We start from the raw sequence: 20,488 nt of genomic DNA, 5'->3' as shown, positions 1-20,488 counted from the left end.
GTGCGCGCAGGTAGCCTGCCCGCCGAACAAAGAGAGAGACGACATGTACATCTACCGACTGGTGTTGCTCCTGGTCGTGGGCATCTACCTGTTCTCGCCGGCCATCATGGACTGGTGGATAGATCCCCACGGAGCCTGGTATCGCCCGTATCTGCTGTGGCTGATCCTGATCGTCGTCACCTTCATCCTGCAGAGCCAGCGCGATGCTGACGAGCTTTAGCCTTACCCAGCTGATCCTGATCAGCGCCTCCTACCTGATGGTTCTCTTCGGCGTCGCCTGGATCACCGAGCGCGGTTTCGTGCCGCGCCGACTGGTGCGCCATCCGCTGATCTACACCCTGTCGCTGGGCGTGTACGCCAGCGCCTGGGCCTTCTATGGCACGGTCGGGCTGGCCTACCAGTACGGCTACGGCTTCCTGGCGATCTACCTGGGCGTCTCCGGCGCCTTCCTGCTGGCGCCGGTGCTGCTCTACCCGATCCTGCGCATCACCCGCGCCTACCAGCTGTCATCGCTGGCCGACCTGTTCGCCTTCCGCTTCCGCAGCACCTGGGCCGGCGCGCTGACCACGGTGTTCATGCTGATCGGCGTGCTGCCGATGCTGGCGTTGCAGATCCAGGCGGTAACCGACTCGATCAGCATCCTCACCCGCGAGTCCGAGCCCAACCGCGCGGCGCTGGCCTTCTGCGCGCTGATCACCCTGTTCGCCATCCTCTTCGGCGCGCGCCACATCGCCACCCGCGAGCGCCACGAAGGGCTGGTGATGGCAATCGCCTTCGAGTCGCTGGTGAAGCTGATCGCCCTCTGCGCCATCGGCCTGTTCGCCCTCTATGGCGTGTTCGGCGGACCGGACGGCCTGGAGGTCTGGCTGCTGCAGAACCAGGAAGCGCTGAGCACCCTGCACACCCCGCTGGCCGAAGGGCCGTGGCGCACCCTGCTGCTGGTGTTCTTCGCCGCGGCCATCGTGATGCCGCACATGTTCCACATGACCTTCACCGAGAACCTCAACCCGCGTGCGCTGCTCAGCGCCAGCTGGGGCCTGCCGCTGTTCCTGCTGCCGATGAGCCTGGCGGTGCCGCCGATCCTCTGGGCCGGCCTGCACCTGGGCGCCTCGACCAACCCGGAATACTTCACCCTGGGCCTGGGCATCTCGGTGGACAGCCCGGCCCTGGCGCTGACCGCCTTCGTCGGCGGCATCTCCGCCGCCAGCGGCCTGATCATCGTGATGACCCTGGCCCTCTCGGGCATGGTGCTCAACCACCTGGTGCTGCCGCTCTACCAGCCGCCGGCCGAGGGCAACATCTACCGCTGGCTGAAGTGGACCCGCCGCGCGCTGATCGCCGCGATCATCATGGCCGGCTATGCCTTCTACCTGCTGCTGGGCGCCGAGCAGGATCTGTCCAACCTGGGCATCGTCTCCTTCGTCGCCACCCTGCAGTTCCTCCCCGGCGCGCTGGCCGTGCTCTACTGGCCGACCGCCAACCGCCGCGGCTTCATCGCCGGTCTCGTGGGGGGCATGCTGGTCTGGGGACTGACCATGCTCACCCCGCTGGTCGCGAACATGCAGAGCATCTACCTGCCGCTGTTCGATTCGCTCTACGTCCTCGACGACACCACCTGGCACCTCGCGGCGCTGGCCTCGCTGGCGGCCAACGTACTGGTGTTCACCCTGGTCTCGCTGTTCACCGAAGCCAGCGATGAAGAGAAAGGCGCTGCCGAAGCCTGCGCCGTGGACAACGTCCGCCGCCCGCAGCGCCGCGAACTGATTGCCGTCTCCCCGCAGGAGTTCGCCAGCCAGCTGGCCAAGCCGCTGGGCGCCAAGACCGCCCAGCGCGAAGTGGAACAGGCCCTGCGCGACCTGCACCTGCCCTTCGACGAACGCCGCCCCTATGCCCTGCGCCGACTGCGCGACCGCATCGAAGCCAACCTCTCCGGCCTGATGGGCCCGAGCGTGGCGCAGGACATGGTGGAAACCTTCCTGCCCTACAAGGCCAGCAGCGAGAGCTACGTCACCGAGGACATCCACTTCATCGAGAGCCGCCTGGAGGACTACCACTCCCGGCTCACCGGCCTTGCCGCCGAACTGGACACCCTGCGCCGCTACCACCGCCAGACCCTGCAGGACCTGCCGATGGGCGTGTGCTCGCTGGCCAAGGACCAGGAAATCCTCATGTGGAACCGCGCCATCGAGGACCTCACCGGGGTCAGCGCGCAACGCGTGGTCGGCTCGCGCCTGGCCGCCCTGCCCGAGCCCTGGAAGGGCCTGCTGGAAGGCTTCATCGATGCGCCGGACGAACACCTGCACAAGCAGCGGCTGTCCATCGAAGGCCAGACCCGCTGGCTGAACCTGCACAAGGCGGCGATCGAGGAACCCCTGGCGCCGGGTAACAGTGGTCTGGTGCTGCTGGTGGAAGACCTCACCGAAACCCAGTCCCTGGAAGACAAGCTGATCCACTCCGAACGCCTGGCCTCCATCGGTCGCCTGGCGGCGGGCGTCGCCCACGAGATCGGCAACCCGATCACCGGTATCGCCTGCCTGGCGCAGAACCTGCGCGAAGAGCGCGAGGGCGACAGTGAACTGACCGAGATCAGCGGCCAGATCCTCGAACAGACCAAGCGCGTGTCGCGCATCGTGCAATCGCTGATGAGCTTCGCTCACGCCGGCGGCAAGCAGGTGGCGGCCGAGCCGGTGTGCCTGGCCGACGTCGCCCAGGAGGCCATCGGCCTGCTGTCGCTGAACAAGCGCAGCGTCGACGTGCAGTTCTTCAACCTGTGCGACCCGGCGCACTGGGTCGAGGGCGACTCCCAGCGCCTGGCCCAGGTGCTGATCAACCTGCTCTCCAACGCCCGCGACGCCTCGCCGCCCAACGGCGCGATCCGCGTGCGCACCGAGGCGTCGGAGCAGACCATCGACCTGATCGTCGAGGACGAAGGCAGCGGAATTCCCAAGTCCATCATCGAGCGCCTGTTCGAGCCCTTCTTCACCACCAAGGACCCCGGCAAGGGGACCGGCCTGGGCCTCGCACTGGTCTATTCGATCGTGGAAGAGCATTATGGGCAAATCACCATAGACAGCCCGGCTGACCCCGAACGCGAATGCGGCACCCGCATCAGCGTCACTTTGCCGCGGCATCCTGGCCCGACGGCCGAGCAGTAAACGAGCACGTCGAGAGAGCTGAATACATGGCACATATCCTCATCGTCGAAGACGAAACCATCATCCGTTCCGCCCTGCGACGGCTGCTCGAGCGGAACCAGTACCAGGTCAGCGAAGCTGGCTCGGTGCAGGAGGCCCAGGAGCGTTACAGCATCCCGACGTTCGACATGATCGTCAGCGACCTGCGCCTGCCGGGCGCGCCGGGTACCGAACTGATCAAGCTGGCCCAGGGCACCCCGGTGCTGATCATGACCAGCTACGCCAGCCTGCGTTCGGCGGTGGATTCGATGAAAATGGGCGCGGTGGACTACATCGCCAAGCCCTTCGACCACGACGAAATGCTCCAGGCCGTGGCACGCATCCTCAAGGACCGCCAGGAGAACCGTAACGCCCCGGTCGAAGCCCGCGGTAACGCCAAGGCCGCCGAGCGCAGCAGCGGTAACACCGCCCCGGCGGACGGCGAGATCGGCATCATCGGCTCCTGCCCGCCCATGCAGGAGCTGTACACCAAGATCCGCAAGGTCGCGCCCACCGATTCCAACGTGCTGATCCAGGGTGAATCCGGTACCGGCAAGGAACTGGTTGCCCGCGCCCTGCACAACCTGTCCAAGCGCACCAAGGCGCCGCTGATCTCGGTGAACTGCGCCGCGATCCCGGAAACCCTGATCGAGTCCGAACTGTTCGGCCACGAGAAGGGCGCGTTCACCGGCGCCAGCGCCGGCCGTGCAGGCCTTGTGGAGGCCGCTGACGGCGGCACCCTGTTCCTCGACGAGATCGGCGAACTGCCGCTGGAAGCCCAGGCGCGCCTGCTGCGCGTGCTGCAGGAAGGCGAGATCCGCCGGGTCGGTTCGGTGCAATCGCAGAAAGTGGACGTGCGCCTGATCGCCGCGACCCACCGCGACCTGAAGATGCTGGCCAAGACCGGCCAGTTCCGTGAAGACCTTTATTACCGCCTGCACGTCATCTCGCTGAAACTACCGCCGCTGCGCGAGCGCGGTGCGGACGTGATGGAGATCGCGCGCGCCTTCCTGGCGCGGCAGTGCTCTCAGATGGGGCGTCCGGCGCTGAGCTTCTCCCACGAGGCCGAACAAGCCATCCGCCACTACCCGTGGCCGGGTAACGTGCGCGAACTGGAGAACGCCATCGAGCGCGCGGTGATCCTCAGCGAAGGCCTGGAGATTCCCGCCGACCTGCTGGGCATCGACATCGAGCTGGACGATCTGGAAGACGACTTCGTCGAGGAGATGGAAGCGCGTCCGACCAACGGCAACACCAGCAACCACGAGCCTACCGAGGATCTGTCGCTGGAAGACTACTTCCAGCACTTCGTCCTCGAGCATCAGGATCACATGACCGAAACCGAGCTGGCCCGCAAGCTGGGTATCAGCCGCAAATGCCTGTGGGAACGTCGCCAGCGCCTGGGCATTCCGCGCCGCAAATCCGGTGCCTCGGCTGACTCGTAGGACGTTTCACACTGTTACCGGAGACATGCTCCGTAACAAAAGCCGGGTTCATCGGTAACGGAAACCCGGCTTTTTTGTGCCTGCCACCCAGGGGGCATTCCTCGCAAACCCTTGAAAAATAAGGAATTGCAAAAGTTGGCACGGCATCTGCTTTGTTATTGGCACAACAACAATAACAAGCACGACAACTCAAAATAAGAACAAGACGAAACGACTCCAGCACAACAAAAACAAAATCGCGGAGGCGCAGCTAACTGATTCTTTTGGAGAAGAGTAGCCGTCGGGACCAGTCCCGCAACCAGTCAGAGAAGAATAAAACTGCTTGAAGGCAGCACGAGGACTGGTTGGATCGCAAGATCATCGCTTACTCAGCGACCAAACAAATCCGTTTGCTATTGGATCCCCTCATGGGGAGCATCCCCGAAGCAACTGGCTTCGAGGGACGGGTCAACAAACAAAAACAACAAGCCCGGCATCATAATAAAAACAAAGCACGCACCTATTTGGGGGGGAGCCTCGGCTCCCCCAGTAGCTTTTGCTACACCCTCTCCCCTTCTCCCCGCAAGTCCTTTTTCCTACTTTCCTTCATCATCCCACCCCACGATGCTAGAATCGCCGCGGCGCAGACGGCACCCGATTTGCTGCCATTTGTTTCCAGGCAGCAGAATACGCCCGGCATCCGCTCGAAACGCCCAGGCTACAGGGCTGACCGGAGCCTGCGTTGGCAACCCCCACATTCACTCCCCGATAGTGCACACATGCTGAAAAAGCTGATCCAGTCCATCCGATCCCCACTGCGCCGTCCGCGCGCCGTCCGCACTACCCCGGAAGTCATTGGCAACCATCAGCATTCGCTGCGGCGGGATCAGTTCAGCAGGAACGCGGTGAATGTCGTGGAGCGCCTGACCAGGGCCGGCTACCAGGCCTACATCGTCGGTGGTGGCGTACGCGACCCGCTGCTGGGCATTGCGCCGAAGGACTTCGATGTCGCCACCAGCGCAACCCCCGAGCAGGTTCGCGCCGAGTTCCGCAACGCGCGGGTGATCGGCCGCCGCTTCAAGCTGGTCCACGTCCACTTCGGCCGCGAGATCATCGAAGTCGCCACCTTCCGCGCCAACCATCCGCAGACCGATGACGACGCCGACAGCGCCCACGCCTCGCGCAACGAGGCCGGCCGCATCCTGCGCGACAACGTCTACGGCACCCTGGAAGACGACGCGCAGCGCCGCGACTTCACCATCAACGCCCTGTATTTCGATGTCACCGGCGAGCGCATCCTCGACTACGCCCATGGCGTGCATGACATCCGTAACCGCCTGGTGCGCCTGATCGGCGACCCGGAGCAGCGTTACCTCGAAGACCCGGTACGCATGCTGCGCGCCGTGCGTTTCGCCGCCAAGCTGGACTTCGAGATCGAGAAGCACAGCGCCGCGCCGATCCGCCGCCTGGCACACCTGCTCAACGAAATCCCGTCGGCACGTCTGTTCGACGAAGTGCTCAAGCTGTTCCTGAGCGGCAAGGCCGAACGCACCTTCGAGCTGCTCAACGAGTACGACCTGTTCGCCCCGCTGTTCCCGGCCAGCGCCAAGGCGCTGAAAGCCGACCCCGAATACGCCGGCAAGCTGATGCGCCAGGCCCTGGCCAACACCGACGAGCGCATCCGCATGGGCAAGCCGGTTACCCCGGCCTTCCTCTTCGCCGCGTTGCTCTGGCCTGCACTGCCCGCGCGTGCGCTGAAGCTGCAGGAGCGCGGCATGCCGCCGATCCCGGCGATGCAGGAAGCCGCCCACGAACTGATCATCGAGCAGTGCAAGCGCACCGCGGTGCCCAAGCGCTTCACCATCCCGATCCGCGAGATCTGGGACATGCAGGAGCGCCTGCCACGCCGCCAGGGCAAGAAGGCCGATCTGCTGCTGGAAAACCCGCGCTTCCGTGCTGGCTACGACTTCCTGCTGCTGCGCGAGAGCGCCGGCGAGGAAACCGGTGGCCTTGGCGACTGGTGGACCGACTACCAGGACGCCAGCGATGGCGAACGTCGCGGCATGATCCGCAACCTGGCCAGCCAGCAGGAAGAAGGCGGCGCCGCTCCGCGCAAACGCCGTCGCGGCGGCGCCAACCGTCGCCGTCGCGGCCCGCGTAACAGTGGCGAAGGCGCCGGTAACGAATGAGCGAACGCGTCTACATCGGGCTCGGCAGCAACCTGGCCGAGCCGCGCCAGCAACTCGAAGCGGCGCTGAACGCCCTGCGTCAGGTGCCAGCCACCATGCTCGCCGGTGTTTCCCCCCTCTACGCGAGCGACCCGCTGGGCCCGCCGGACCAACCGCGCTACGTCAATGCCGTGGCCGCGCTGGATACCGATCTGGAGCCACTGGCGCTGCTCGATGCCCTGCAGGCCATCGAGCTGGAGCAAGGCCGTGTGCGCAAGGACGAACGCTGGGGCCCGCGCACGCTGGACCTGGACATCCTGCTGTTCGGCGAGCGCCTGATCGACGAGCCGCGCCTCACCGTGCCGCACTACCACATGCACGCCCGCGCCTTCGTGCTCTACCCGCTGGCAGACCTCGCCCCGCAGCTGCAGTTGCCCAATGGCCGGACGCTGCCCGACCTGCTCGCCGCCTGTCCGTTCACCGGCCTGGAGCGGCTGTCCTGAGGCATCCTGCGCCCCAGGTGGGGTGCAGTGGCAGTAACGCCGTAACAGTCCGGTAACACCTGCAATTGACTTCGGTCCGCCCCATCCGGACTATAGGTGCCCGTTTGCCCCTGCCCGGCGCAGAACTGAGGACACTTTCATGCCTGATGTCACCCTGACCACCCTGCAAGGTCTCAAGCAAAGCGGCGAGAAGATCGCAATGCTGACCGCCTATGACGCCACGTTCGCGCACGTTGCCAGCCAGGCCGGTGCCGACGTGCTGCTGATCGGTGACTCCCTGGGCATGGTGCTGCAAGGACACGACAGCACGCTCCCGGTCACCATCCAGGACATGGCCTACCACACTGCCGCGGTGAAGCGCGGCAACAAGGGTTCGCTGATCCTCACCGACCTGCCGTTCGAATCGGGGACTTCCCTGGACCGCCTGCTGCGCGACTCGGTAACGGTCATGCAGGCCGGCGCGCACATGGTCAAGCTCGAAGGCGGCGCCTGGCTCTCCGAGCCGATCGTGCGACTTGCCCAGCTCGGCATCCCGGTGTGCGCGCACCTGGGTCTGACCCCACAGTCGGTCAACCTGTTCGGCGGCTTCAAGGTCCAGGGCCGCCAGGAAAATCAGGCCCGCCAGCTGCGCGCCGACGCCATCGCCCTGGAACAGGCCGGTGCCGCCATGCTGCTGCTGGAATGCGTCCCCTCGGCACTGGCCCAGGAAATCAGCGAAGCGGTGAAGATCCCGGTCATTGGCATCGGCGCCGGTGCCGGCACCGACGGCCAGGTCCTGGTCATGCACGACATGCTCGGCCTGTCGCTGACCGGCCGCGCGCCGAAGTTCGTGAAGAACTTCATGGAGGGCCAGCCGGATATCGCTTCGGCCATGGTCGCCTACGTCAAGGCCGTGAAAGACGGCTCCTTCCCCGGCCCGGAACACGGATTCGCCTGATGAACACGGTAAAGACAGTCCGCGAGCTGCGCGCCGCGGTGGCTCGCGCACGCAGCGAGGGTAAGCGTATCGCGCTGGTCCCGACCATGGGCAACCTGCACGCCGGTCATGCCGCGCTGGTGACCAAGGCCGGCCAGCGCGCCGATTTCGTCGTCGCCAGCATCTTCGTCAACCCGTTGCAGTTCGGTCCCACCGAAGACCTGGACAAATACCCGCGCACCCTCGCCGCCGACCAGGAGAAGCTGCTGAATGCCGGCTGCCACCTGCTGTTCGCACCAACCGTCGAGGAGATGTATCCCGACGGCATGGATGGCCAGACCCGCCTGCACGTGACCGGCGTTTCCGAAGGCCTGTGCGGCGGCAGCCGTCCGGGCCACTTCGACGGCGTTGCCACCGTGGTGTGCAAGCTGTTCAACATGGTCCAGCCGGACATGGCGCTGTTCGGTGAAAAGGACTTCCAGCAGCTGGCGGTGATCCGCAAGCTGGTGCGCGACCTGAACCTGCCGATCCAGATCTTCGGCGAGCCCACCGTGCGTGCCGAGGACGGCCTGGCGCTGTCGTCCCGCAACGGCTACCTCACCGATGAGCAGCGCGCCGTTGCACCCGTCCTGCAGCGCACGCTGAAACAACTGGCCGAGCGCATACGCCAGGGCGAACGCGATTTTCCCGCGCTGCTCGGCGAAGGGCAGCAACAGATCGAGCAGGCCGGCCTGCGCATCGACTACCTGGAAATCCGCGAATCCGCCGGGCTGCGTCCCGCCACGGCAGACGATCGTCAGCTGGTGATTCTGGTGGCAGCTTTCCTCGGTACCACTCGCCTGATCGACAATCTCGCCTTCCACATCGACTAATCCCCGCACGACTACCGAGAATTCGCCTCAAGGCCGCATCAGTCGCGGCCTTGAGCGATTTTCCGGTGCTCGGGCATACTCGCACCGCACTCCCACTCCCAGAAAAAGAGGAGCCACGCCATGCAGAGCATCATGCTCAAAGCCAAACTGCACCGCGCCGAAGTCACCCACGCCGTGCTCGACTATGAAGGCTCCTGCGCCATCGATGGCGAATGGCTCGATCTCGCGGGCATCCGCGAGTACGAACAGATCCAGATCTACAACGTCGACAACGGCGAACGCTTCACTACCTACGCCATCCGTGGCGAGGAAGGTTCGCGGATGATTTCGGTCAACGGCGCCGCCGCCCACAAGGCCAAGGTAGGTGACCGGGTGATCATCTGCGCGTACGCTCAGTTCAGCGATGCCGAGCTGGAAGGCTACAAGCCGCGCATGCTGTACATGGCGCCCGGCAATGAGCTCAGCCACACCAGCAACGCCATCCCCGTTCAGCTCGCCTGACCCCAAAAAGCCCGGAACCACCGGGCTTCTTTCAAGGTCGAGAGCACAGGTTCAAACACGCACGTCACACCCCCGAAGGTACGTCATGGAACACCACCTCACTCCGCTGGATGCCACCCGACTGGCGAGCTGGCAGGCATTGGCCGCCCATCGCCAGGACATGCAGAGCTTCACCATGCGTGAGGCATTCGCCCAGGACCCTGAGCGTTTCAAGCGCTTCTCCCTCAGCGCCTGCGGCCTGTTCCTCGACTTCTCGAAGAACCTGATCCGCCAGGACACCCTCGAGCTGCTGGTGAAGCTCGCGGAAGAGGCCAGGCTGGGCGAGGCCATCCAGTCGATGTTCCGCGGTGACGTGATCAACGCCTCCGAGCGTCGTCCGGTGCTGCACACCGCGCTGCGCCGCCCCATCGGCGACAAGGTGCTGGTGGACGGCGTGGACGTGATGCCCGAGGTGCACCGCGTGCTGCACCAGATGACCGAACTGGTCAGCTACGTGCACAACGGTCTGTGGCGCGGTTACACCGAGAAGCCGATCACCGACGTGGTCAACATCGGCATCGGCGGCTCCTTCCTCGGCCCGCAGCTGGTTTCCGAGGCCCTGCTGCCGTTCGCCCAGAAAGGCGTGCGTTGCCACTACCTGGCGAACATCGACGGCAGCGAATTCCGCGAACTGTCCAGCCGGCTGAATGCCGAAACCACGCTGTTCATCGTCTCCTCCAAGTCCTTCAGCACCCTGGAGACCCTGAAGAACGCCCAGGCCGCCCGTGCCTGGTACCTGGCCCAGGGTGGTAACGAAGCCGAGCTGTACCGCCACTTCATCGCCGTCTCCAGCAACAAGGAAGCCGCGGTGGCCTTCGGCATCCGCGAAGAGAACATCTTCCCGATGTGGGACTGGGTCGGCGGCCGCTACTCGCTGTGGTCGGCCATCGGCCTGCCGATCGCCATGTCGGTGGGCATCAACAATTTCAAGGAACTGCTGTCCGGTGCCTACAACATGGACCAGCACTTCCTCACCGCACCGTTCGAGCGCAACATCCCGGTCCTCCTGGGCCTGCTCGGCGTCTGGTACGGTGACTTCTGGGGCGCGCGCAGCCACGCGATCCTGCCGTACGACTACTACTTGCGGAACATCACCGACCACCTGCAGCAGCTGGACATGGAGTCCAACGGCAAGAGCGTGCGCCAGGACGGTACCCCGGTTTCCGCCGGCACCGGTCCGGTGATCTGGGGCGGCGTAGGCTGCAACGGCCAGCACGCCTACCACCAGCTGCTGCACCAGGGCACCCACCTGATTCCGGCGGACTTCATCGTCCCGGTATCCAGCTACAACCCGGTGGCCGACCATCACCAGTGGCTGTACGCCAACTGCCTGTCCCAGAGCCAGGCGCTGATGACCGGCAAGAGCCGCGCCGAAGCCGAGGCCGAGCTGCGCGCCAAGGGCCTGGACGAAGCGGAAGTGCAGCGCCTGGCGCCGCACAAGGTGATCCCGGGCAACCGCCCGAGCAACACCCTGGTGATGGAGCGCATCAGTGCCCGCCGCCTGGGCGCGCTGATCGCCATGTACGAGCACAAGGTCTACGTGCAGAGCATCCTCTGGGGCATCAACGCCTTCGACCAGTGGGGCGTGGAGCTGGGCAAGGAGCTGGGCAAGGCGATCTACGGCCGTCTGGTCGGCAGCGAGGAAAGCTGTGCGGAAGACGCCTCCACCCAGGGCCTGATCGACTTCTTCCGCGGTCGTCACCGCGGCTGATGGCGATACGGACGGATGCGCGCCTGCGCATCCGTTACCGCTCTACCGGCAGAAACGCTGCCGATACTCCCCGGGCGTCACGCCCAGCGCCTGCACGAAGGCGCGCCGCAGGTTGTACTCGCTGCCGAATCCCGTGTGTTGCGCCACGCGCTTGAGCGATGGCTCACCACTTTCCAGCAACTGACTGGCCCGCTCCAGGCGTAGCTGCAACAGCAGCCTGGCCGGCGTCATGCCCATTTCAGCCTGGCAGTGCCGGTGCAAGGTGCGCGACGACATTGCCAGATACGCCGCCATCGCCTCCACGTCCACCGCCTGCGCCAGCCGTTGACGAAGCCAATCCACCAGTTGCGCCACCGGCCCACCCACCGGCGCTTGCTCTGCCAGCAGCTCCGCACTGAATTGTCGCTGCCCGCCGGGACGCCGCAGGTACATGACCAGCCCGCGGGCAACGCGCAGGGAAAGGGCGCGGCCATGGTCTTCCTCCACCAGGCTCAGGCAGAGGTCCATGCCGGCGGTCACGCCCGCGGAGCTGTAAAACTTGTCGTCACGCACGAACAGCGCGTCGGGCATGACCTGCAGCCGCGGGAACAGCCGTTGCAACAGCGCGGCGTAACGCCAGTGGGTAACGACCGGCCGCCCCTCCAGCAAGCCGGCCTGAGCCACCAGGAAGGCGCCAGTACACACCGAGGCGCAGCGCGCGGCGAAGGGGGCGGCCTGAACCAGCCAGCTCGCGATACCGCCCTGCTGCATCGCCGCCTGCACACCGTGGCCGCCAGCGACCAGCACGGTGCAGCCGGCCGCCTCCGCCGGCTCGGGTAGAGCTCGGGTGGCCAACTCAAGCCCGGTGCTGGAGCGAACCAGCCCACCGGCCAGCGACAGCGCCTCCAGTCGATAAGCCGGCCGGGCGGAGGGAGGCAGATGCTCGTCGACCGAAGCGAACACGTCCGCCGGACCGGTGGCATCCAGCAGCTGGAAGTCGGGAAAGACCAGCAGAAGTACGCGATGTGGAGCTTCCATCGGAGAGTCTCGTGGAGAGCGATTGGCAGATATTCATCCATTACTGTCATAAGTGACAGCCAGCCCATCGGCAAGCTGGAAATCCCATTCCGGAGATGACCATGCGAGCCTCCCTGCTTTCGCTGATCCTGCTGCTCATGGGCAACACCCTGCTCGCGGCTGAAGACACGCTTCCCCGCTACCAACCGCGCATGGGCCAGGAACGGCCGGTCATCGCCGTCATCGCCCAGAACCGCATGACCGAGCTGGTGGACTATGTCGTGCCGCTGGGCGTCCTGCGCCGTTCCGGCGTGGCCGATGTATGGGCGCTATCGACCGAGCCCGGTCCGGTGCGGCTGATGCCGGCCCTGACGCTCCAGCCACAGGCCACCCCGGAAGCTTTCAGCAGGCGTTATCCACAGGGCGCCGACTACCTGATCGTCCCCGCCGTGCATGACAGCGAAGACGCCGCGCTGCTTGCCTTCATCCAGGACCAGGCGGCGAAAGGCGCTACCGTCGTCGGCATCTGCGACGGTGTGCTGGTGCTCGCTCATGCAGGCCTGCTGCAGGGTCGACGCGCCACCGGCCACTGGTACTCGCGCGGCCAGCGGCAGGATGACTTTCCCGATGTGCAGTGGCAGGAGAACCGTCGCTACGTGGTCGACGCCAGGGTGATGAGCACCTCCGGTGTCACCGCCGCGCTCCCTGCATCCCTGGCACTGGTGGAAGCCATCGCCGGAACCGCGAGGGCTGCGGCGCTGGCAGAAGAGCTGGGTGTAAAGGACTGGTCCCCGCAGCACGACAGCCGGCGCTTCGCTCTCGGTGTGGACGGCTATCTGACAGCCGCTTCCAACTACCTTGCAGTCTGGCGCCATGAACGCTTCGCCGCCCCTCTGCAACCGGGCTTCGATGAAGTCAGCCTGGCCCTTCGCGTGGATGCCTGGGCCCGAACCTTCCGCACCGAGGTGATGGCCGAAGCCGAGCAGCCCGTCACCAGCGCCAGCGGCCTGATGTTCCTGCCCGACGATACGCAAGGCATTCCCAGGCTGCCGCTGGCCGCCAGCAATGCCACGCAGGGCCTGGAACAGGCGCTCGACGCCATTGCCTGCCGCTATGGCCAGTCCACCCGCCGGTTGGTCGCCGACCAGCTGGAGTACAGCGCGTCGGAACGATCCACCGCGCCAGCGCGTCGAAACTGCATGGTCAACCCTTGAACCCGCCAGGCCTTGGATGCACCCTTGTGGGCATCTCGCCTCACACAACAACAAGGATTTCCCATGTACGAGATCAGCCTTCATCCTGTCCCGGAGGCCGTACGCCAGCGTGCCTACCTCGACAACGACGCCTACCAGCGCCTCTACCAGCAGTCGGTAGACGACCCGGAAGCCTTCTGGGGCGAACAGGCCAAGGCCTTCCTCGACTGGTTCAAGCCCTGGCACTCGGTGCACCACGGCGACCTGGCGAAGGGCCAGGCCACCTGGTTCAAGGGCGGCCAGCTCAACGTCACCTACAACTGCATCGACCGCCACCTGGAAACCCGTGGAGAACAGGTCGCGATCATCTGGGAAGGCGATAACCCCGCCGAATCCGCGCACATCACCTACCGCAAGCTGCACAGCCATGTCTGCCGCCTGGCCAACGTGCTCAAGAGCCGTGGCGTGGAGAAAGGCGACCGGGTGTGCATCTACATGCCGATGATCCCCGAGGCCGCCTACGCGATGCTGGCCTGCGCGCGGATCGGTGCGATCCACTCGGTGGTGTTCGGCGGCTTCTCCCCCGACGCCCTGCGCGACCGCATCCTCGATGCCGACTGCCGCGTGGTGATCACCGCCGACGAAGGCGTGCGTGGCGGCAAGTACATTCCGCTCAAGCAGAACGTGGAAAAGGCCCTGAAGGACTGCCCGAACGTCTCCACCGTGGTGGTGGTCGAGCGTACCCAGGGCGAAATCCCCTGGGTCGAAGGCCGCGACATCTGGTACCACGAGGCCCTGCGCGGCGCCAGCGAGGACTGCGCCCCGGAGCCGATGGACGCGGAGGACCCGCTGTTCATCCTCTACACCTCCGGCTCCACCGGCAAACCCAAGGGCGTGCTGCACACTACCGGCGGCTACCTGCTCGGCGCGGCAATGACCCACAAGTACGTATTCGATTACCACGACGGCGACATCTACTGGTGCACCGCGGACGTGGGCTGGGTCACCGGCCACAGCTACATCGTCTACGGTCCGCTGGCCAACGGCGCCACCACCCTGATGTTCGAGGGCGTGCCGAACTACCCGGATGCCTCGCGCTTCTGGCAGGTGATCGACAAGCACCAGGTGAACATCTTCTATACCGCCCCGACCGCCATCCGCGCGCTGATGCGCGAAGGCGAGGAGCCGGTCAGGAAGACCTCGCGCAGCAGCCTGCGCCTGCTCGGTTCGGTGGGCGAGCCGATCAACCCGGAAGCCTGGGAGTGGTATTACAACGTGGTCGGCGAGAAGCGCTGCCCCATCGTCGATACCTGGTGGCAGACCGAGACCGGCAGCATCCTGATCAGCCCGCTGCCCGGCGCCACCGCGCTCAAGCCCGGCTCGGCGACCCGTCCGTTCTTCGGCGTGCAGCCGGTACTGCTGGATGAGCAGGGCAAGGAAATCGACGGTCCCGGCTCCGGCGTACTGGCCGTCAAGGCCAGTTGGCCAAGCCAGATCCGCAGCGTCTATGGCGATCACCAGCGGATGATCGATACCTACTTCAAGCCCTACCCCGGCTACTACTTCACCGGCGACGGCGCGCGCCGCGACGAGGACGGCTACTACTGGATCACCGGCCGCGTGGACGACGTGATCAACGTATCCGGCCACCGCATCGGCACCGCCGAGGTGGAAAGCGCACTGGTGCTGCACGACTCGGTGGCTGAAGCCGCGGTGGTCGGCTATCCGCACGACCTCAAGGGCCAGGGCATCTATGCCTTCGTCACCCCGATGAATGGCATCCAGCCCAGCGATGCGCTCAAGCAGGAACTGCTGTCGCTGGTGAGCAAGGAAATCGGCAGCTTCGCCAAACCGGAGATGATCCAGTGGGCGCCCGGCCTGCCGAAGACCCGTTCGGGCAAGATCATGCGCCGCATCCTGCGCAAGATCGCCTGCAACGAACTGGAGAACCTCGGCGATACCTCCACCCTGGCGGACCCCAGCGTGGTGCAAGGGCTCATCGACAACCGCCTGAATCGTTGACCCCGCTTCAGGCCCCGAGGGCAAGCCGTTAGGGTTAACCTACAGACCTGACGTACTTGCCCCGAGGCCTGTCTGCCGCAATGGAAACCGTTCGCCGCCATATCGAAAGCCAGGTGCTCAGCCTGACCGGCCTCGCCCTGGGCGGGATCGACTTCGAGTCGCCCAAGGGCGATCCGGGCCTGTTCGGCCCGGACTCGATCTGCTGGAAAGTCCACGGCGACTTCAGCTCGATGCTGATCGGCGGCATCACCGCCCTGCTCCTGCAGATGCTGCATCCCGGCGCGCTGGGTGGCGTCTGGGACCACTCCAACTTCCGCAGCGACATGCTCGGTCGCCTGCGGCGCACCGGCCAGTTCATCTCCGCCACCACCTATGGTTCGCGGGCAGACGCGGACAAACTCATCGAGCGCGTGCGGCGCATCCACGACAGCGTCCGGGGCACGCTCCCCGATGGCACCCGCTACTCGGCCAACGACCCGGACCTGCTCACCTGGGTCCATGTCGCCGAGGTCAGCAGCTTCCTCGCCTCCCACCTGCGCTATCTCAATCCCAATCTGTCCGGCGAGGATCAGGACCGCTACTACGACGAGATCGCCCTGATCGCCGAGCGGCTCGGTGCGCGCGATGTGCCACGTTCCCGTGCGCAAGTGACCGCCTACCTGCAGCACATGCGGCCGCAACTGCGCTACGACGAGCGCACCCGGGAAGTCGTGCAGGTGCTGCTCAACGCGCCCGCACCCAGCTTCCTGGCCAAGCCCTTCGGCGCCCTGATGATGCGCGCCGGTGTCGACCTGCTGCCGGAGTGGGCTGCCGACCAGCTCGGCCTGGGCCAGGGCCACCTGCAGCGCCAGCTGATCCGCAGCAGCGTCAAACGCAGTGTGCCGCTGCTGCGCTGGGCCGTACGCAACGGCTCGCTGCACCGGGCCCGTCGACGCATGGGCTTGCCAGCACTGCGCTGACCCGGCCCTTCATAGGCAGAGTTCCCCTTGTAGGGCAAGTCTCTGCTCCCGCGTCCTGCGGCATGGAATCGATACTTGACCCCGAGCATGGTTTTCGCTGGGAGCCTAGGATTTTTCCGTGCGGCTATGAACATTTGGGCTATCTTCAAGCTCAATTCGCGCCAGTTGCCACACTCAGGGAGTGAAATTACCTATGAAGAAGCGTGTCGTGCTGATCGAAGATCACCCAGCGATGCGTTTGGCGATCCGCTCGCTACTCGGGCAGGACTCGCAGTTCGAAGTCGTTCGTGAAGCCGCCGATGGCCATGGTGGCCTGGATGCCGTACGCAAGGAGCGTCCGGACCTGGTGATCCTCGACCTCAACCTGCCGGGCATGGACGGCCTCGACCTCCTCGCACGCATTCACATCTTCGATGAGAACATCCGCCTGCTGGTGCTCAGCTCCCAGGACGAAAGACTGTACTCGAGCAAGGTAGAGGCGGCGGGAGCGCATGGCTTCGTCAGCAAGAACAATGACACCAGCGCCATACTCAACGCGGCGCGCATGCTGGTTTCCGGTTACCGCTGCTTCCCGGAAAAATCGCTCAACATCGCCAGCCATACCGACCCCGTCGCCAGCCTCACCCCGCGTGAACTGGTCGTATTGCGCAGCCTCGTGCGCGGCATGAGCAACAAGGACATCGCCGAGGAGCTGTTCCTCAGCCAGAAGACCGTCAGCACCTACAAGACCCGCATCCTGGAGAAGCTCAACCTGGAAAGCGTGGTGGACCTGGTTGAGTTCGCCCGCACCCATCGCCTCAACGACTGATTCGCGCGCGAACAACGCCCGGTAGGGCATTCGTGTGATCGCAAACGCTCAGCCGTGCCATACTTCAACGGCACGTCACGACGGAAAACGACACCCGCCATGCCCAAAGGATTGATACGCGCAATCGGCGCACTGTTGCTGCTGTTCCTCTTCTACTGCCTGCTGGGCTTCCTGATCCTTCCCGGGGTCGCCCTGCGTGTGGTCAATCAGCAGTTGGCCCAGTATGCGAACGTTCCAGCGCACCTGGAACGCATCGAACTCAACCCGTTCAGCCTCGAACTGACCCTCTGGGGGCTTCAGTTGGGCCAGAGCGGCGACGAGCAGGTGCGCTTCAAGCGCCTGTACGTCAACCTCGAAGCCGACAGCCTGTGGAAGCGCCATCTGCACCTGGCAGACGTCGAACTGGATGCAGTGCACACGGAGCTGCTGTTCGCTGAAAACGGCACGCTGAACCTGACCCAGCTGTTCAAGCTGCCGCCGAGCGAGCCCGCTCCAGCGCAGGAAGAGCCCAGCCAACCCTTCCCCTTGCTGATCGACCGTATCCGCCTGGCCGAAGGCAGCCTGCACTTCCGCGACAGCCGCCCGAGCGAGCCGGTCGAATTCCTGTTCAACCCGATGAACTTCGAGCTGGACCATCTCAGCACACTGCCGGACGACGATGCCAAGGCCAACCTGGTGGCCATCGGCCCCCACGGTGGCAAGCTCGATTGGGAAGGCAACCTGAGCCTGGTTCCGCTGGCCTCCAAGGGCACCTTCTCGCTCCAGGGCGTCCCCCTCAAGGCGTGGTGGCCCTATGTTCGGGACAACACCCCGCTGAACCTTGATAGCGGCACACTCGGCGTCGCCTCCGAGTACCATCTGGATCTGTCCAAGGGCACCCAATTACTGCTCGACAAGGCAGCCGTGAACCTGCGCGATCTCAGCCTCAAATCGCCCGACGGCAAGCCGCTGGCCAAGCTCGCCAGCCTGGACGTCAGCGAAACCAGCATGGATCTGGTCAAGCGCGAAGTGGTTGTCGGGCAGATTCACAGCCAGGGCCTGGAAGCCTGGGCCGCGCGGGAAAAGGACGGGCAGCTGGACTGGCAAAAGCTGTTCGCCAACTTCCACCCCTACAAGCGTCCGCAGGAACCGGCCCCCCAGGCCGACAGCGCACCGCCGCCCCAGAACACCGAGCCACCCGCCGCGGCCAAGGCAACTGCACCCGACACAGGGAAGCCGGCGGAGGCGACCGCCAAGGCGCCGGTGGAGGCCGCCCCCACAACGGCTCAACCCTCCCAGACTCCGCCCCCTGCCGCCGAGCCTGCCAAACCGGCCCCAACCGCCGAACCTGAAAAGGCCTGGCACGTGGTGCTGCGCGATACCCAATTGCGTGGCTACAAGGCCCACCTGGCCGATCGCGCGCCGGCCAAGCCGGTGGCGCTGGAAGTCGGCCCACTGGACCTCGACCTGCAGAACATCGACAGCCGGCTCACCTCCCCCCTGCAGCTCAAGCTCAAGACCGGCTTCGGCCAGCGCGGTCAGGTCGAAGCCAGCGGCCAGGTCAATCTCAGCCCGGTCAATGCCAAGCTGAAAGTCGCCACCCGCGACATCGACCTGCGCATCGCCCAGGCCTACATCGATCCGTTCATTCGCCTGGAGTTGCGCAGCGGCTTCCTCGCCAGCGACCTCAATGTCGACCTGAAGAGCACCGAACCGCTGGCCTTCGGCATCGACGGCAGCGCCCAGGTCACCCAGTTGCACACCCTGGACACCATCAAGGATCGCGACTTCGTCAAATGGACCAAGCTCACGCTGGATGGCCTGGCCTACCGCCACGGCGACAGCCTGGCGATCCAGAGCGTGTCGCTCGAAGAGCCCTACGCCCGCTTCATCATCAACGAAGACCGCACCACCAACGTCAGCGAGCTGATCATCCCGCAGCCTGCCTCGGCTCCGAGCTCGACCGGCAAATCAGGCAGCACGGGCAGCACGGGCAGCGCTGCCGGCAAGCCGATGGGTATCCACATCGGTGGCGTGAAGGTGAACAACGGTTCGGCCAACTTCGCCGACCTGACCCTGCGTCCGGACTTCGCCACGGCCATCCAGCAACTGAGCGGGGAAATCGGCACCCTCGACAACCGCAACCCGCAACCCGCCTCGGTGGACATCAAGGGCAAGGTCGACAAGTACGCGCCGGTTACCATCAAGGGCAGCCTGAACCCCTTCTCGCCGCTGGAGAAACTGGACATCGCCACCAGCTTCAAGCGCGTCGAGCTGACCACCCTGACACCCTACTCGGGTAAGTTCGCCGGCTACCGCATCCGCAAGGGGCGCCTGAACCTGGACCTGCACTACCAGATCACCCAGGGCAAGCTCAAAGCCGACAACAAGGTGCTGGTGGAACACCTGCAACTGGGTGAGAAGGTCGACAGCCCGGACGCCGTGGACCTGCCGGTGAAACTGGCGGTTGCCCTGCTCAAGGACGCCAACGGCAACATCGATATCCAGCTGCCGGTGGAAGGCGACCTGAACAACCCGCAGTTCAGCGTCATGCCCATCGTCTGGCAAACCCTGCGCAACCTGGTGATCCGCGCGGTCCAGGCGCCCTTCAAGTTCATCGCGGGCCTGGCTGGGGGCGAAGGTCCTGATCTCAGCAACGTGACCTTCGCCCCGGGCTCCAGTGAGCTGGACCCGGAGGCACAGGCCAACCTGGACAAGCTGGCCGACGCGCTCAAGCAGCGCCCGGCGCTCAAGCTCGAGGTCGAAGGCGTCAGCGCGGCGGCCAGCGACGGCCCGCTGCTGGCCAGGAAGCGTCTGCAGGAGGAATACCGCAAGAACTACTACAGCATGCTGCAACGTCGCGGCGAGAAGGTGCCCAGCGACGCCAGCAAGCTGGAAGTCCCGGAAGACGTGCAACCCGCTCTGCTGGAAGGGATCTACCGTACCCGCCTGAAGAAACAGCCGCCGGCTGAATGGAAGGACCTGAGCCAGGCCGACCGCACCGTGAAGCTGGAGCAGGCGGTGCTGGCCTCCTGGAGCGACAGCCAGCTGCTGCTGCGCAAGCTCGGCCAGGAGCGCGCCACCCAGATCAAGGACTATCTGGTGTCCAAGGGCGGCCTCGGCGACGATCGCGTCTATCTGATCGACGTCAGCCTCGGCGAGGCGGAGAATGGTGGCAACGTGGCTACCCAGCTCCACCTGGACAGTGAATGAGGAATCGCACC

General features: G+C 65.2%; 15 protein-coding genes. 14 read left to right on the top strand and 1 reads right to left on the bottom strand.

Features of this window, described 5'->3' with window-relative positions; translation table 11 throughout:
* The first annotated feature begins 43 nt into the window (after positions 1–43).
* From J5M67_RS02050 to pgi, 9 genes are all read left to right on the top strand, one after another.
* Complete coding sequence (locus J5M67_RS02050) at positions 44–220, top strand: hypothetical protein (protein ID WP_015478907.1); 177 nt, start codon at positions 44–46, stop codon at positions 218–220.
* Entirely contained in the window at positions 204–3,155 is a 2,952-nt protein-coding gene (locus J5M67_RS02045) for a sensor histidine kinase (RefSeq protein WP_207882786.1), read from the top strand. Before J5M67_RS02050 ends, J5M67_RS02045 begins: the two co-directional genes overlap by 17 nt.
* A gap of 26 nt (positions 3,156–3,181) precedes the next feature.
* Entirely contained in the window at positions 3,182–4,618 is a 1,437-nt protein-coding gene (locus J5M67_RS02040; protein ID WP_207882784.1) for a sigma-54 dependent transcriptional regulator, read from the top strand.
* Between the two features lie 758 nt (positions 4,619–5,376).
* Positions 5,377–6,786 carry a polynucleotide adenylyltransferase PcnB gene (locus J5M67_RS02035; protein ID WP_207882782.1) on the top strand — a complete coding sequence of 470 codons (1,410 nt, stop codon included), beginning with the start codon at positions 5,377–5,379 and terminating at the stop codon, positions 6,784–6,786.
* Positions 6,783–7,268, top strand: coding sequence for a 2-amino-4-hydroxy-6-hydroxymethyldihydropteridine diphosphokinase (gene folK, locus J5M67_RS02030; RefSeq protein WP_207882780.1), 486 nt, complete (start codon positions 6,783–6,785; stop codon positions 7,266–7,268). Before J5M67_RS02035 ends, folK begins: the two co-directional genes overlap by 4 nt.
* Positions 7,269–7,407: 139 nt before the next feature.
* Positions 7,408–8,205, top strand: coding sequence for a 3-methyl-2-oxobutanoate hydroxymethyltransferase (gene panB / locus J5M67_RS02025; protein ID WP_207882779.1), 798 nt, complete (start codon positions 7,408–7,410; stop codon positions 8,203–8,205).
* Positions 8,205–9,056 (top strand): pantoate--beta-alanine ligase, encoded by an 852-nt coding sequence (gene panC, locus J5M67_RS02020; protein ID WP_207882777.1) that lies wholly within the window; start codon positions 8,205–8,207, stop codon positions 9,054–9,056. Before panB ends, panC begins: the two co-directional genes overlap by 1 nt.
* A 120-nt stretch (positions 9,057–9,176) precedes the next feature.
* On the top strand, positions 9,177–9,557 hold the full coding sequence (gene panD / locus J5M67_RS02015) for an aspartate 1-decarboxylase (protein WP_045216800.1): 381 nt from the start codon (positions 9,177–9,179) through the stop codon (positions 9,555–9,557).
* 85 nt (positions 9,558–9,642) lie between these two features.
* A complete protein-coding gene (gene pgi, locus J5M67_RS02010) occupies positions 9,643–11,307 on the top strand; it encodes a glucose-6-phosphate isomerase (RefSeq protein WP_207882775.1) in 1,665 nt (554 codons plus the stop codon).
* 42 nt (positions 11,308–11,349) lie between these two features.
* On the opposite strand, the gene J5M67_RS02005 is transcribed toward pgi, so the two are convergent.
* Positions 11,350–12,324, bottom strand: a complete 975-nt coding sequence (locus J5M67_RS02005) for a GlxA family transcriptional regulator (RefSeq protein ID WP_207882773.1) — start codon at positions 12,322–12,324, stop codon at positions 11,350–11,352.
* Positions 12,325–12,425: 101 nt separating this feature from the next.
* Here J5M67_RS02005 and J5M67_RS02000 point away from each other — a divergent pair, with 101 nt between their 5' ends.
* From J5M67_RS02000 to J5M67_RS01980, 5 genes are all read left to right on the top strand, one after another.
* A complete protein-coding gene (locus J5M67_RS02000) occupies positions 12,426–13,517 on the top strand; it encodes a DJ-1/PfpI family protein (RefSeq protein ID WP_207882771.1) in 1,092 nt (363 codons plus the stop codon).
* A gap of 63 nt (positions 13,518–13,580) precedes the next feature.
* The gene (gene acs, locus J5M67_RS01995; protein ID WP_207882761.1) at positions 13,581–15,518 is read left to right on the top strand and encodes an acetate--CoA ligase; all 1,938 of its coding nucleotides are present in this window, start codon (positions 13,581–13,583) and stop codon (positions 15,516–15,518) included.
* A gap of 80 nt (positions 15,519–15,598) precedes the next feature.
* A complete protein-coding gene (locus J5M67_RS01990) occupies positions 15,599–16,477 on the top strand; it encodes an oxygenase MpaB family protein (protein WP_207882759.1) in 879 nt (292 codons plus the stop codon).
* A 193-nt stretch (positions 16,478–16,670) separates the two neighbouring features.
* The gene (locus tag J5M67_RS01985) at positions 16,671–17,285 is read left to right on the top strand and encodes a response regulator transcription factor (protein ID WP_207882757.1); all 615 of its coding nucleotides are present in this window, start codon (positions 16,671–16,673) and stop codon (positions 17,283–17,285) included.
* 99 nt (positions 17,286–17,384) lie between these two features.
* On the top strand, positions 17,385–20,477 hold the full coding sequence (locus tag J5M67_RS01980; protein ID WP_207882756.1) for a DUF748 domain-containing protein: 3,093 nt from the start codon (positions 17,385–17,387) through the stop codon (positions 20,475–20,477).
* Positions 20,478–20,488 lie beyond the last annotated feature (11 nt).

It is taken from the genome of Pseudomonas sp. 30_B (assembly GCF_017491605.1).
Lineage (GTDB): Bacteria > Pseudomonadota > Gammaproteobacteria > Pseudomonadales > Pseudomonadaceae > Pseudomonas.
The sequence above is the reverse complement of the archived record's forward strand: the minus strand, read 5'-3'. Positions and strand labels throughout refer to the sequence as shown.